Below are 16,838 nucleotides of genomic sequence, written 5' to 3'. Positions count from 1 at the left end.
TTTATGGTTTCTTTTCAGCCAATTTGTAAACGGTGTTACCAGCATTAAATATTTTCGGAGCCCGTTCCTTATCAGTCACTTTAACGTTATCAACGGCTCGAAACATCACGAATTTATTACCTCTAATTTTACTTAAATACAGAGCACTTTTTGACAAATTGTCGATATGTTCTTGCGAAAATTGTAATCCTGTAATCATCATATCGTTTTCAAAGCCTTCTTGGGCTACTGTCATCAAAGGTAAAACTTCAGTTTTCTCCTTACCATCAGCACAATAGGTAAACATGTAATGTACATTGTCCATATATCTATCTCCCAAACCCAGGTTATGAAACGTTTCATGGATAGAAATCAAGCCATTTTTTGTGGCAGATACCTTTGCATTTAAGTATGCCATATTTCCAACTCCTTTTGTATATCTAGCTTGCGGAACGCCATATGCCGCAGGGAATTCCTCCTTGGTAGGTGCATAACTATCAGACGCTGGATGCCCAGCATTTGCCCGGCCGTTAATCAAGTTTGCCTCATTATTCGTTAAATTTAAGATATTGTTACCAGAGCCTCCAACAGGGTCTTTAAGCGTACTCCTATAATTTACATAATTTGGATCGTTAGGATCGTCAGGATTTACGGCAACAAAATTCATCTGTATTTGAACGTTATATATAGTACCATCTATATCCTTATAGGTTCTGTTTTGTAGACTCATCTTTGAGAATTCCTCGTACTTATCATTTGCATTTTTAGCAACGTCAAAAGCACCTGGCCCTGTAATATAAATTGTAGAACTAAATGTTATAGAATTTTTTACAATCGTAACGATAACATCGTCACCATCAACATCGGCCAATTTGAGAGGACTATTCATAGAAGAAACAAATGGACTCGAAGCAGGATATTTTTTCCGGATGGGATCAGGACTCAACCAACGCGCAATTCGAGGATCATAAATTCTAGCTCCATAATCTAAAAAATTCCCCTCACCCTTCACCTCATTATCATTCTCCTTCCCATTAAACCCATACCTATACCCCCTAGCATCTATCCCATAACTCACCCCACTCTCCGTACCCAAATCCGTACTCCCCTGATCCACTAACTCCGTCGTAAACACATCACTATCCCCACTTGCAAACCCATCTTCAAAACTTATCACCTGCGTTGCCTTATAAGTACCCGGCAAATTAGCCGTCCGCTGAGTAACTGTCAATACAGCCGGAACCGTATCCCCATTCATTACCACCGTCGTACCCGCCACATTCCTGCCAGCTCCAATATGCCCACCTCTACCCGGCATCAACATCCCAAAAGGATAATACTCCTGGGCTGACACGATGACCGGATTATAAGAATCTATCGTCAAATTATTCGCAGATACACCAATCTTCTTATCCGATACCGTAGCAAGTACATTACCCAAATGATTCGCTAACTCAAAGAACTTCTTACCTCTGATAAAGTTAATATTTTTCCCATTACCCAACCCCGTCATGATCGTTACCGCTTGCGGTGACTGATCCTGCACATTGATCGCCAGGGTCGTCATACCTAACCTGCCTGAACCATATAAATGAGTTTCAATCTGACTTAACTGACCTTTATTAACCGCCGTATCCTTGTACGCATAAACACTCATGACATTGCCTGCCGCATCACGTACATACAAGGTTTGCGTTGTATCCTTCGCCTTACTTACAAACGTCTTACTTATCCGGTTACCTGCTGCATCATAGGTATAAAAAAGAGCGGTACTGTCATGTTTGTATATTTTAGATATCTTGCCATAAACAGTCCATTTAATACTATCCACCCCGGCCCGTCTGTCAGACACCATATTACCAATACTATCATATTGATAATTATCTGCAAGCTGATTATCAATATCGTTTCCATAATTACCCCATCTCACAGAATCTACAATATAACTCAGCTTATTGGTGCCCGGACGGTAATAGTAAGTCAGACTATCCATGCCCAGGGGAGCACCCGCAAAGGTCTTATTACCATTACGCTTATAAGTCATGATATTCCCATTACCATCATACGTGATCTTCTCTTTAAAATCAGGCAGGGCTGCAAAAGCATTCGTCCAGGAATTAGATAAACTATCAAGGCCCTTATTAGCGACCATCCCCGTAATACGATTAAGCACATCATAAGAATAAGTATATTCCAGTGGCGTAACTATTGTAGATACCTTTTGACTGATGGCAGAAATATTGCCATTAAATAAAGGGCTATTCCCCACTGCCGCAGCAAACGGTTTCACTGCACCACTAATCGGTGAATAATCTCTGTTACCAAAGTAATGCAGACTAAATCCAAATGCATCCCTGGCAACAATGCTACCACTCACGCCATCGCGCCCTATATCAAATGATGGAGTCAATGCTGTACTATTGATACCCTTCAGCCATCCCTGCAATGTATAAGCATAATCTATCCCCTGGACCTGCTGCTGCCCTATCACCACACGCGCCAATGGACCATGCTTATAGTATTCATAATAGGCATCTTTTTCCCAATAGATACTATCCTGACTGGTCTCGACATTCGTAAGACGATTCTCTGAATCATAACTGTAACGATGATAGAAAGCATCCTTTTGTCCCGGCTGATAAGCTACCAAGTTAACTTTCCCACTAATCAGGTCATATTGGTACACCATTTTCTTAAACCTGTTGTAGTAGGTATACATCGGGCCTTCCTTATAAAACTGAAGCAGTGTATCTACACTGCCATGTATATCATAAGAATAGAATGAGGCATTCGCAAATTTCCTGGTAGGAATATCAGATGCTGTATTATAATATCCACTCCATGCTACCCTGTTCCTTAAATTCTTCGGTGTTATTGGCAAGCTATCAATCCCATTATAGGCGATATCATAATTAGTACTTACGATCTGCGTACGGGTACTTGCTGCTGCGCTTAACCAATTGGCCAGACTCTGTTCATTTCTGCTGATCATACCCGTCATCGGTGTGCTACTGCTAATTTCACCTACCTCAACGACTCTGCCTAAGGCATCAAAATTGGTATAACTATAATTCTTCGTTAAAGACTGTTTCACATTCTGAGAAACAACCATCCTTCCCAACTTATCATACCAGTAATTCGTCACACTATCATCCGGCGTTTTCTTTGAAACTAACTGGTTCAGCGTATTATACCTATACTCTGTCGCCATCTGATGCCCAGGCACACAACTTATACCAGCAGCCCTCGCTGCAGCCAGCTTCGCTTTCCAGCCAGCGCTCCTATCTGTCACCACACCCGCCGGAGGAATCGTTCTTGTTAAATTGCCCGCCTGATCATAATAATACAAAGTATAATGATACTCACTCGTATTATACCCCAGCGTATACAACTCCCTTTGTCCACCAGCAATCGCAGTATCGCGATAAACCTTATCAAAATTATTCCTTAAAGAATCCCTATAAGCATTGTAGATCTCGTACCCTTTACTATAAACAAAGAATGCACTATCTGAACAATTGCTGATCATATCAGGTACAGAAGCAAAGATGGCTGACTCCTTGCCACATAACATCGGACCATTCGTCGGCTCAAATCCCGGATCACAAATGCCAGGGAATGTTCCACAAGCTTTATAATAAACTGCATTTACATCAGTAGCCTTCCCGGTACTTCCCGTTCTCTCATTAAAATAAGCCGTAAACTCTTCGCAACGACTGGCTGTATAAGTAACAGTCAAATATGCAGGTGTCGCTGCTGCCGAATCCGTCTTACCCCAAAACACAATGTTCTTATAACTGCTTGTATCCTCATTGCTCAGCTTAAATATCAAACCCTGATTATTATAACCAACATACCTGCTGAACACATCTTTAATCAGTTCTGTACATGTCTGGTTAATATAATTACTATTACTATAGCCGACAGGGAAAGCACCAACCGCAAGGTGGTTATATGATACAGACCCAGCACCTTTACTCCAGATACTTATATTGTCCAACAATGAATCTGTAGCCCGTTCAAAATAGCCATATATTAAATTAGCTGACTCATTTCTATGCGCATTGGAAGCATTTCCTGAAGAAATATCGTACTGTGTTGTTCTGCTAATCACCCCTCCCGGAGAAATAAGATCCTTTCCGACCCTGGCATACAAACTTAACGTAGCAGAACTAATTAACGCATCTCTTGCGATAATAGACCAGTTAAAGTTCAAGTGATCTCGCAATACACTCCGCGTTCCTCCTTTAAGCACTATTCCTGCGGCCAATGAGCTGGTCGAATTTAATGCCGTTGAGCCATCATCAAAGATATGTGCAACAGAAGTCAATGGTACTTTTTTAGTGACCACGAAGAAATCTCCCTGAGAGGCAGGATGTAATGCCTTGAAATCCGCCACAATCTTCTGATATTTCTGACAGCTTGTTGAGTCTGTAAACAGTGTGCCGGCAGGATATGTATTTCTTGAAGAACTATACATATTCATCTCCATCGTATCCACACCACAGGTTTCCATAAATTCCAGGTACTCCCAGTAATGTTTCCTGAAACCCAACTTTACGTTCATATAGTTTTCAAACAACTGGTTCTTCAGCAGCTGCACACTATCATCTGATTTTTTGGGCCCACAGTCAGGATATTTGCGATTATACTCCCTGTTTAATATACCGATAGCTGAACATGTTACACAAAGGCTTCCAGCATTACACTGCATCGCTGGCGGAATATTAACAGGACTGGAAAGGCTCACACAAGTGCCCCCGCCATTACAGGAGTTTAATAATAATTCCAGGTCGTTCTGTGACATGCTGATACCCTTTGCACGTTTCAGATACGCTGCAAATGAAGTATCTTTTATATCTGAAGTGCTATTATTTACATATTCACTCCGCAATGAATTCAGCTTTGTGCAAAGGCATGTATCCGGCTTGCCATATAAAGTAACATCATATAATGGTGCCGGCTGATCATAAGGAGCCGGGGCTGTTATGAGGTAGGAATTACAACTATAAGGCACTACATTATTACTGGATTTATAATATTCATCCAATACATCCTGAAAACTCCTATACTTATAAGTACTTGCCGGTGCCACTGAGCTGGCCCCAAGTGGATGGTTCTCATCAGATCCTTGTTTACATACCTCTACCAGTCTCGGTATGATCGTATTAGTCAAGGTATTTACCTCTATACATGGAGACAATTTGCTAATCCAGTCAGCAATATATGCGCGGCAGTTCTGTGCATATGAAGAGTCTCTTTCCGCACGAATAGCAGTTTTGGCCTTAGCCGTATCAGTTCCCAGGTAAGATGGGGCTTTAATATTTAGTATTTTTGACGCTGTATTGAAAACTGTCTGGAATCCAGCCTTTATTAATTCATCAGAGGAAACGCTTCTAATACCTGGACAAAGCGCTGCATCAATTTCTGCATCGATCAGGTTGTGCTTCGCTGTCAGATAAAGCTCTCTGAAAGTACGCCATGCCATATCATAGTCAGCGCTACAGGCCAATCCACCAAATGCCTGCTGGGGCGTTTTGTTTGCACTGATACAAGCCCCATCGGCAGGGCATTTCAGCCGAACAACCGCCGTTGTGTAAATACTAACACCCGTGGATTTGTCCGGATAGCTGGCCATTACCTGCCTCAACGCATTTGTAATATTGGCATTCTTCGTAATTGGATCTGTCTTAGCAGCAACCGTTGTAAAATAATTGTATGCCTCATCACCTAAAGGATTTAAATAACCGGAATTATTTGCCTGGTAATAAAGATCCGTTCTTAAGAACTTATCATCCCAGTCATAACTTTCCTTAAACTTAAGATAAGTCAGGTACTTACAATATTCAGGATGATACTTCAACAGTACATTCGCCCAGGAAGGCTTAAACTTTGCGCCAAACTGTTGTGCTGTAAGTTTCTGAGGAATCACCCATGCACCACTTTGCTCATCATACACCGTGTCTCTTTTTCCATTTGCATCCAGGTATACAAGCAAAGAATCCTGGTACGGAACCTGTTTTGTGTTAGGGATTCCATCTGTATAGAAGATTGAATAAATACTCAGGCTGTCCGGCCTTGCATATTGTCCGGATGGAGCAGTCACATCCTGCAACATCTGCTTTAAAACATCTGAAGTTTGCGAAGTACTATCACATAACGCATTACATGCCTCAACCGCCACTTCATATGCAACCCAGGCGGTACCCCGACTGGCGGTTGTATCCTTCACCTTATTAAGGCTCATATAATTTGCCCGGTAACTATCCCAGGTACCAATTTTCACTAAACAAGCCTGGCAGGAAGGCAAACATTCTGTGGTAGACTGCAGGTATCGCTGCTCATTAATAAAATCATTCAATGTCTTACAGACTGCATTTGTCATGTAAATATTATCGCGATAATAAGCGAGTGCATCACTATTTACAATCAACCGTTTGGTGATTTGGTAGCTGCCTTTTTTTAATTGTATTGAAAAAGAAGTATCAATACTCTTTGCTTTTATGTTGGCTACAGGATCGGAACCTGGTGTATAATTGTGAAATACCTTCACATATGCTACACTGTCTGGTAAACGGCTGTTATTTGCATCATCTGTGATCGTTATTTCAAGGTCATACAATACCGGATACTTAACAATAGGCGCAGATGGACAGGCTTGTATTCTTACAGAGGGTGTGTCAAGCTTGTAGCGGAATGTATAAAGTGCCTCAATTGGTACCAGTTGACTTTGAGTACTTTCCAGGGTCAGGTCCTTGACCACATTCCGACCCGCGCCAGACAATGTATCTATATAAGAAAGCGCCGTCACTCCGGGTAATGCTGACAAATCAGCACTATCTGGTGTTCCGGCCAATGCTGTTGCTATTGTGCGACCATGCATATCGACATAGCCCACTGAAATCTGACCATTTGCATCCTGAACAGAATTCTTAAAATAGTGGGTTTTATCTCCGACATCAGTACCAAATAAAAGATCCAGTTCCTCTTGCCCTGGCGTACCGTACAAATATCGGGTCTCATGATTACTGCCTAATTTAAACACATCACCAACCCCACTCTGCCTGCTGATCCTACCTGTGTTATCCTGTGTATATTCCGTTTGTGTAAATGCATAGCCATTTGCATTTGGCAGAAACCGGTTCGCCCGGGTAGCAGTATCAGGGTTGTTGGGAGAATAATACATATTAGCACCTGACAAAGAAGACATGGCAGGAACACCCACCGTCATCGAATCGTATAGGCTTTTATCATATTCGGCCCCATTGGCAGCATTATTAAATTCTTTAAAGTATTTTACAGCATTCACTAATGTAGGCGCAGGCATTACCTGGATCGCAGGACGCCCCTGGTAATCGTACATCGTTTCTGCAACTAACGCGGTCTTCGTACTATTATCCTTTGTAACTGTCTGCCGGCTGTGTAAGCTACCATCCAAATAATTGACGACAACTTTTCGATTTCCCTCTTCTGCATAGCTGACGGCAGATTGCCAGTTGAGTTTACCTTCGTGTCCCCCAAAGCTGAACCTGCCAAGTCCTGCGGGGTACTTAGAACTCCACACTGTTTCCATCCGCACATTGTTAGCCCTTTCCTGTACAGCCCTTACCCTGTAGAAAACAACACCCGGTGCATCAAATATCAGGGGAATATTATAGGTACGATCAGTAATCGTTACACGGGTAGCATTGTTTCGGAACAGCGCTTCCGTATCCAGTGGTGTACCATATCTATACAACGCAGTACTGTCTATATGGGTCCATTCAAGGTCATAATCATCGGCTCCTCCTACCGGTTTCCAACTCACTATAAGCTCATCTCCGCCATCGGTGACACCCAGGTCTTTCACGCTGTCCACTGCATCTGTACAAGTCATTTTATAGGCTACTTTCACATACATTTCATTTTCCAGCGTCAATGCAGGAAGAATATCTTTCTCTGCAGTAACATTTACACTCAGTACTTCAACTTTTACCTGGTGTGAATTGCTGAACACAAAGCTGGACCTGCTGGTATAAGGATCATTTGCTGCATAGTTAATGGTCAGCGTCTGCGAAATAGTATCTGTTTTAGAGTCTGTTATTGCATAGGTAATCCTTACTTTTACTGAAGCTGAAAAAGTGGGAGGCAGATAGAGTTTGGAATATTCGTTGATCTTTAATGTAACAACATTCTTCACACTATAGGGTAAATCCAGCTTAGGTTGCTTAGTCGAACTAAAATAAGTGGTGTCTGTTACATCAATGGAATTATTCACGGCAATCTTGCTGCTATCCAGCGATGATCTGATGGCCTGAACTGACTGGGCATGGCTGTTTATCGCTATTATCAGCAATAATGACAACAGGTAAAAGATGCCTTTATATTTCTTTAATAGTTGTCGCATAGGGCTATTCTTTTAACAGGGAATTCCTGTTTTCTGAAATTGTTTTTATTCCTCTCTCTGTTTCTTTCTTTTGGCGGACCAATGTACCGTCATCATCATATTCATAGAGGGTGGCGTAATTATTTTCATCCAGTTCGGCCATCAGCCTTAGATTTCCAGGATCGTACACAAAGGATCTCATATTCGCATTGTAGGGGTGAATGCGGAGATCGTCCAGGAATACGGTTGTTTCATTCAGCGATTCCAGGTAGAGGGACAACTGGGTACTTCCTGAGGGCAAACTTACCACCTGCTCATAACGCTGCCATCCTTCAATGATAGCACCACTGGGTTTGGCAATAATGGTATCTGTAGCGGTTGCTCCTTTTACGAATATGCTAAGACGGTTGTTTACATACTTCTCTCCTGTGCATTGCTGTGCTTCCTTTATCCAGCAACTCACGACTATCTGTTTACCTGCTATTGGAGAGAAAACAGGCAGCAATGCATTCTGAGTGGCTCTTATGCTTTTCAATACGGTATTTGCATTTGCACAAGGATTAGTTCCTGTGTTAAAAAAGAGACCCATAGAGGAGCTATCTGTCTGTACAATGGCTGCGCTGATACCAACTACTGCCCCTGCGGGTACACGCAGGCTATACCTGCCGGTATGTGCAGTATCTTTAATAATCCAGGATTTAAATCCAGAAAAGTCAAGGTTTCTGCCAGTCGCACAACCTTCATCAGAACAGGCTGGCATACCATAATAATAGTCTTCAAAGCCCTCATAAGTGGCTTCTCTGTAATGTGCATTTTGAGTGGCTGCAATCATCATGGCGTCCTGGTAACCGTATAACCCGGCAGTATAGCGGTTTAAAGGATCTTTTGTTTCGAGTTCGGTTCCTTTTTTATTGTAGAGTGTAGTTTGACTATTCCAAATCCAACGGCTCGTATCCTGCTGAGCTGTCCATTTTTTATTGACAGCTTGCCAGAATAGTGCAAAACCTGATATTGTACCTCCGGTCCTCGTGGCAACTGGGGTCGTTGGCAGGGACTCTGCACGGTTTCCGTAGTATACATATGTTTTTGAAGGCCGCCAGTTACCCGCCAGTCCATACGTATAAGCATTTACACTGGTATCGGTTACTGCACTATAACACAGTGCTGAAGCTTGTGCTGTGCAGGTATAACAATTGCCAATAGATAGCGTGGCTGTTGCACTGCTACCTGAGACCAGGTAATTGACCTTATCTCCGCCACCGGAGCAGGAACTACCTGCCAGGTTCCTGAAATCAATTGCGCTGGTAGCGGTGATATTGACTTCGCAATCTCCGATCCTGGAAGTATAACCCGCCATGATAGAATCTTTTGAAGTGGCGTAGAAATACTTATTGATGTTCTTTCTTAAGATGGGGCATCTTGTGTAAGAGACATCGTAACCGGCAATCCTTGCATCTCTTAGAAGAGATGCAAGGGTAATATGATCTGTCTCTGAAGTATAGAGACGGTTGTATTTGATCAGGTAGTCGAACATTGGTCTAAGGCAGTCGCAGGTACAGGAGGTTTGTCCGTAAAGGTTCGTGCCTGCCAGTATGGAACAACTATAGATCATTATAAGGATATATCGTTTCATATGTTTAAGAGGAAGTGTTAAGAATGATTACGGTGCCCAAATTTCCATAGTAATTGGCGGGCCAGTAATACGCCATGTCTTGCCATTGGAATCATAAGTTTCCGCTGGTGCCCCATTGATAGATACATATCCTGTACCTCCATGAGTTAATAGCGTTATTGTATATGTAGCCTGGCTGAGGGAAATTGTAAGCTGATCTCCGTCAAAAGTCAGTGACTTCCTGGTTCCACCATCGGGTTGATAGGTAACCGTACTAGTTAGTACTGATTTATTCGCCTTTGCTTTCACGATCAAATGGCTTGCATCAAGACAATAACCCTGAGCATTCGCAGTGGCCTGCAGACTGGTTTGAAACTTTGCAGCAGCCCGACTATTTGCCTCTTCGGTATTAACATATGACCATGCTACCCCTGCAGGAATGTCCTGTGTAACAGACGAGCCCTTTAAACCGGCACCACAATCATTTTTATAGGCTATTATCTGAATAGGAGTATTATAAATCCTGCTATGCATGGACACCGCCACATTTATTGGCGTTTTGGTTGCAAATGTTTCATCGGTAACATTGTTCAATGTATGTTGTGAGGAGTCAGCCGTAAATGCATAACATTGGTTCATCGCCTTCATATGCAAGGTATAATTACCCGCAGGAATCGCCTTACAAAATGGGAAATTAATATTTAAGTAAGGCTCTGTACCATTTATTCCATAGGATATTCCGGTTGCATCGTTTGTAGCGATAATCGCAAGTGGCGGCATTTCATCCGTATCAGTTTTCCTTTCCACATAAAAATTACACGTCAGGCAACCCGCCTTTACATTAGCTGTATCCTGCCCATTCGCTGCTAAATCAGCCGCTGCTTCATCATCCGCCTGTTTCTGTGTAGTTTCCCTGTACTTCCCTGCCGGCACGGTATATACTGCAGAATCAGCCATCGTGCCTGAAGGACAATTATTCCTTAAAAAGCTTCTGCTAACAGCCTTATTTGAATACAAACAAGGACTAAATCTTGCTGCATAATCAGGACCAAATAAATCCAGCGCTTTCCTGGCAGAATCGTTGGCTGCCTTTTGACTTACTGTAGATGAATACATGTCATGATCAATGTGATAGTATACATAAGCTGATTGCATACTATCAGCACAAGCCGCTCTATACCAGGCACCTGTACTATCATTTCCATATACATGATCTCCGCAGGAATCTGCCTTCGCATAGTCCGCATAAGATTGCGTTAAACAGTTCCTGACTGAATCCGTCTTCTTTTTATCTGCTACCTTCCAGAATTGGCTGAACTCTGTAGCGGCTGCATTCAATACTTTGGAGTTGTCATCTATTACCAGCGCACTATCCTTATAAACCGGGTTCTTTAGCATCGTCATTTCTCCTACCATTGCCGCCATATTCCGTCTGCCAGAACGAATCACTTTCATTGTCACCCTACTACCAGTAAAGGGCATTCCTTCTTTTGTTACAAAGTAAAGATCAGGAGTTCCTCCGCTTATTGCGTTGGCATCCACTGCATAGATCCTGCTCAAACCTGCCCAGGTAGCAATTTCCGGGTTACAATCATTACCCCCCGTTTTCTGACGGTTATAAACCAATATCTCATCACCCGCTGAAAAATAGTTCCTTAGTGTTGCATCATCTAACCCCGAAATGACCTTACCTGTACTGATACTAACATTGTCTGCAACCGCACCAATATTCTTATAAGCGCCACTCATACCATCATACACCCAGCCCGCAGGAACAGAAAAATGAAACACCGAATCGTTAAATTCATTTTGTGTACTGTTTAACACTACATCTCCTGTTTCACCATCGTACAGCAAATTCTTTGTTACAACACGGCTCCCCTTGTCAATAACCACAACACTATCTAACAGCCCATGTCTGTTTACAACCTTTGTCGTACCAAGTAAACGGAGAATAGTTTCTTCACGCTGTGCAAAATTCAGCAAACTAGGAATGATTGCAGGAAGCGTGCCTAAATAAAACATATCGGAGTTGACGTTCAGATTATATGCATTCGTCACAGAACGCTGCTGTCGCATACTCATCATTAACTCAACATCTTTACCAACAGATGCATTTGGATCTATTTCCCCCTTATCATTAATCACTTTCACATTATTATTCAAATGTTTTACTACCGCATTCTGATCATCAACGTGGTAATAATTCTCAGTATATGCAGTAGGGTGATCCGGGTCAGATTCATTATAGTAAGCCTGAGATTTCACTTTCCCATTCATATCATTCAGCTCTACTTTAAATCCCTGGCTGACAGCCATAAAATGCTTTGCATTTATCTTCAATAGGTTGCCCAAAGTTGGCTTGAATCGCTTTTTATTGTCTGCGATCGGGGTCATATCAGTGAGTGTGGGAAAATCATAGCTTGTATAGAAACAGGTTTCCGCATAACCATTGGCAGACCGTTTTTTATTTGTATTTAGAGAACGTACCCTTACCTTACTATAACCTACAGCGGCAGCGGGGAAAAACATTTCACCCAGCGGTTTTTCAACATAACCACTGCTCACCGGTGCCAGTACCGCAGCCTGCTCTTTATACTGTATGGGTAACTTCCATGGGTTTTCTTCACTACCAATATTCGGTTCCCAGCTAGCCACCCCACTACTGACCGTTTCTGCTTTTCCTGCAATGGTTCTTGTTGTTGTGTAAATATATTCCTGTCCATACACAGACTCCTTACGGTTTACCATCTTATTCCAGTTGTCATAAACTGCCACTCTTTTAACACGCAGTCCACCGCCAAACTTTTTATAGTATGGATTAGCCAGGCGGATATAGGATCTGGAAGTATCAAAGGATTTTACCCAACCTTTCATTCGCACATCTCTATCAAAACCAATAAACATCTCATTCAGGTTAGTCACCTGGGATAACAGCATTTTAGCGCCATCCAGGGGGCTCAGGTCGTCTCCTGTCTGAGAACCAGGGTAGGCTTTGGAAGGCAAGTTCTGTCGCAGGAACTGGGTAGCGGCTTTGGCAATCGGGTTATAACCATCTAACACCACCTCTCCTGCTTTGTTTACTGTCTGTAACTTCAGCCAGAGATAATACGAAGTGCCCTTTTGGTAGAAACCAAAGTAACCCGGTTCCATAGTAGCATACCCGTTTACATATTCACTACCACTCCCAAACTTATCTGAAGGCATCTTTACAAATACCTTGAAGAATAGGGTATCCATCCCCTGCAGGTAACGTTCGTAGAGCTCCCTGTTATTACTCACCGCTTTTGGAATCCTTATTCCCACATATGTATAATCCTGTGTGAAATTGTATAATTCATTTTTCAGCTCAGTATTTGAATTTGGCTGGACAGCGCTGAAACCTGCGATGCGAAACATCTGGGCAGCCCGCCTATTTTGCACGAATGCGTAATCATCACTCTCGTAGTCCACCTTTAATACTGCACCTGAAGGCAATGTGATCTCATCCATCGTCCAGGCAGCAGCATTTTCTGCAGACTGTAAACTGTCCTGTAACGCATAAGGATAGTCCGCATTACTGATAATGTTATTTATTGTAGAACCTGGGTTTTGCAAAGGGTCTTTGTAGTTACCCCAGCGATCATAATAATTGGTATTATAATCAGGATTCTTTTTATTATAGTTAAAGACATAAGCATTCTTTTCTTTTCGTTGATTGCCATTATAAGTAAACCATACTTTTTTAAGCGTAAGTTTACCCTGCGTCATTTTGCCTGATTGATCAGGACTCGCACCTATACAAAGCGAAGTATCATACTCGAAATGAGCTGTTTTTATAGCCAATGCATTTGTGCCACTCTTTTGGAAATCAGATTTGGAATAAAGAGCGATCGAATCTAATTTTTTGAATTGGCCAATCGACTGAAATTCTCCATTTTCATTTATGCCTCGTAAATCCTTTCGATTACTGATCCAAAAAATAGCAATCATATTTTTGGACTCAATAGAATTCAGGTACCACAGTTCCTTTTCCCCATACAGGTAATTTCCCTTATCATCCCTGTTATCTGTCTTTAAGCCCTGGTTGTAATTTGCGCTGGCACTATAAGGAATACGCCAACTATTGGGATTTTTAACCCCTGCAATTTTGGAATAGTTGAACTTAATTGCATCACCCGGATCATCAGGTGTAATACCATCACCGGTAAGGTCTACATAATCAGGAGACAGAATGCCAGACAGCAGGAAAGAATGAGGGTATGCGGGCATTACCTCTTTACTATAGTAATTATCATTACCCAGATTATTATTGACCGTATTATCAGTATTATAACTAAACCCCACCAACCCTGACAATGTATTGCCATTGTTCGCATTTACAGAAAAAGTCAAATCTTTCTGTAATAAATTATAGACAGGTATGCCATATACATAACGACGTCCGTCTGCATTCAACACATCTATCTCGGATATATGACTGCTCTTGCGGAAATTATTTATGCGTTTTTCCCTTGTAATCAGATTGTCCGGACTAACCAGAAAAGTATCTTTTTTTGATGGCAGGTATAAATTCAGTTTTGGAATAGCTTGCGTAGCCTGGCCAGCAAATCTCCATTGCAAACGGGCGATTGCTTTTTCATTTTTCTGAAAATACTCCATTTTGATATTGTACATCTCTCCGGCTACCAAATTCAGCGCCGCGGTGTCTTCAAAATCAGCAGGCTTGCCTCTCCAGTTATTAATTACCAGAGAATCATTGATGTACAAACGAATACCATCATCCGTTCTGGTTGAAAATACATATTTACCTGTTACATCAATTTTTAATCTCCCGTTCCAACGGATAGAAAAATCTGATTTCATCAAATTAAGCCCTTTAGGAACCAGGTTTATTTCATTATATGAACCAAAATTCACTATTGAATCTATCCGGTCAAACTCATATTTATTAAACTGACGGCCGCTGTAATAATATCCTCTTAATCCAGGTGAATCCAGGTCGGGAACATACGTCATATTACAGTTCTGAAGCGGAAATTTATTTTCATGATAATTGTCAATGTATTTTGACAAACCAGCTGTGCTTGCCTCTTCAGCAGTCAGGTAAGAAATAATCTGTGTACGCTTATCACGTATAGTCCTACCAGAAGAATCACCTTTTACTTTGACTGAATCAATTACTTTAAACGCCCTGTACCTATCCAATGTATTGAGGGCATAGAGATCCGGATCACTGTTTCCTGACTGGTATAATCTGGTAGCGACCACGTCATCACCTCCTAATGATTTCTGCCAGTTTTTATCATTCACAGCTGTTTCACCAGGGTTTCTAAAGTAAGCAGCTTCATACAAACCTTTTGAACTTTTAAAGCCCGTGGAATCACCCATCATATTTAACGCCGTCCAGGGACCATTTTCAGTATTGGCATTGACCAGGTGAGCATCACCTCCCCAGTGAACTAGAGTCGGCAATCCAAGATCAAGACTACCACTGATAGATAAACTTTTCGTCTTCATCTGATGATCGAATACATGGCCGATATCACCTCTGTATGCCCGGAACATACCACCCGTACCTTCACCCGAAATAGAGAACACATCATAGGTATAAATAGGAATACCAATGGTTGGCATCGCTGGCTTTTCACGGTATGAAATTTCCTTTTCAATATTATAATCCAGCAATGAACCGGGTTTACCGTTCGAATTCTGGTAATTCAGGTAACCATATGCTGGCAAAACAAGGAGCGTATCAGCACCTTTCAGTTCTTGTTTGGCATGATTATATCCCGCAACAACGTATGGATGATAGCCATATGATTCAAAACCTACTTTTGCATCGAAGCTAAAAGCTGTGCCGGTGTATGGAAAGTTAATTGTAGGGGTGTACGCCTCATGTGCAAATGATATAGATGAATGAAAGGCTCCACTTGTAGATTTATTTTTCTCCTTATTATACCACTTGTTTCCTATAGAAAACTGCAAATCTTTCAACCCGGCGCGTGTATTATAGGAACCTGACACAGACGCCGAGAGAGATGCGCCTGAATTTTTATTTTCACTTTCAACTACCCTATGCATATAAGATAATGATACCCCTGATGTGAGACCATCAGTGGAGCTATTACTCAGTGATAGCCCACCTGAGAGTCCCTGGTCAGATAATTTTGATCCGGCATTCAGGGAAGGAGAGATAGAAGATTCTATTCCATATCCTTTATAATTATTGTAAGTAAAACCTAGTCCAAATTCTAAATTCCCAAACGCGGAATCATTTTTTGCTTCCCTGGCCGTATTACTTGGCGTACCAAACAACTCAAAACCGGTAGCCAGGTTTACGCCCCAGGAAGTTGAAGCCTTGGTATGCTGTACTTTACTAATGCTGTCCGTACCATTAAATTCATCCGGCAATCCACGCATATTACGTGTTATTGTACCTGGATTAACATTCCATCCGAGGCCGACCCAACTGGGTTCCTGGTCCATAGAAATACCACTGTTATATCCCAGTGCAATTGGATAACCGCCGACGTCCATCAAGGGAATTTTATAGGAGAAATCCCCTGAAAACAGGTCCACCATATTATCGCCATTCACAGGAGTAAATGCCTGGGTTTCAGGTTGACCCGGACCACCTAAATCTTCGGGCAGCGGCTGAATATTTTTTGTATCTGGCCGAATTATTTCCCGGTGATGTGGGGTTACATTAACAGCCACCGGTGTCAATTTCTTACTTGCTTTTACAGGAGCAGGTGCTATTACCCATGCAGCATTCCCGCTTCTAACGGCAGCCAATGCATTCATTGGCAGCACCATCTCAATATAAAGCAGAGCCAGCATGACAGCAGCAAATGTCTTTTTCCTCCTTGCAGCTAATTCCAGTATCATGTTTGGTTATTT

3 protein-coding genes are annotated in these 16,838 nt (G+C 42.0%); all 3 read right to left on the bottom strand.

Annotation, left to right across the window (positions count from 1 at the left end):
• Nucleotide 1 precedes the first annotated feature (1 nt).
• Genes U0033_RS32060 through U0033_RS32050 form a run of 3 tightly spaced genes read right to left on the bottom strand, consistent with a single transcriptional unit; the run spans nucleotide 2 to nucleotide 16,826 of the window.
• Complete coding sequence (locus tag U0033_RS32060; protein WP_072363095.1) at nucleotides 2-8,365, bottom strand: RHS repeat protein; 8,364 nt, start codon at nucleotides 8,363-8,365, stop codon at nucleotides 2-4.
• A 4-nt stretch (nucleotides 8,366-8,369) separates the two neighbouring features.
• Nucleotides 8,370-9,977, bottom strand: coding sequence for a hypothetical protein (locus U0033_RS32055; protein WP_143150799.1), 1,608 nt, complete (start codon nucleotides 9,975-9,977; stop codon nucleotides 8,370-8,372).
• A gap of 27 nt (nucleotides 9,978-10,004) precedes the next feature.
• Nucleotides 10,005-16,826 carry a DUF5977 domain-containing protein gene (locus U0033_RS32050; protein WP_072363097.1) on the bottom strand — a complete coding sequence of 2,274 codons (6,822 nt, stop codon included), beginning with the start codon at nucleotides 16,824-16,826 and terminating at the stop codon, nucleotides 10,005-10,007.
• Nucleotides 16,827-16,838: the final 12 nt, after the last annotated feature.

The organism is Chitinophaga sancti, assembly GCF_034424315.1.
Taxonomy (GTDB): domain Bacteria; phylum Bacteroidota; class Bacteroidia; order Chitinophagales; family Chitinophagaceae; genus Chitinophaga; species Chitinophaga sancti.
The sequence above is the reverse complement of the archived record's forward strand: the minus strand, read 5'-3'. Positions and strand labels throughout refer to the sequence as shown.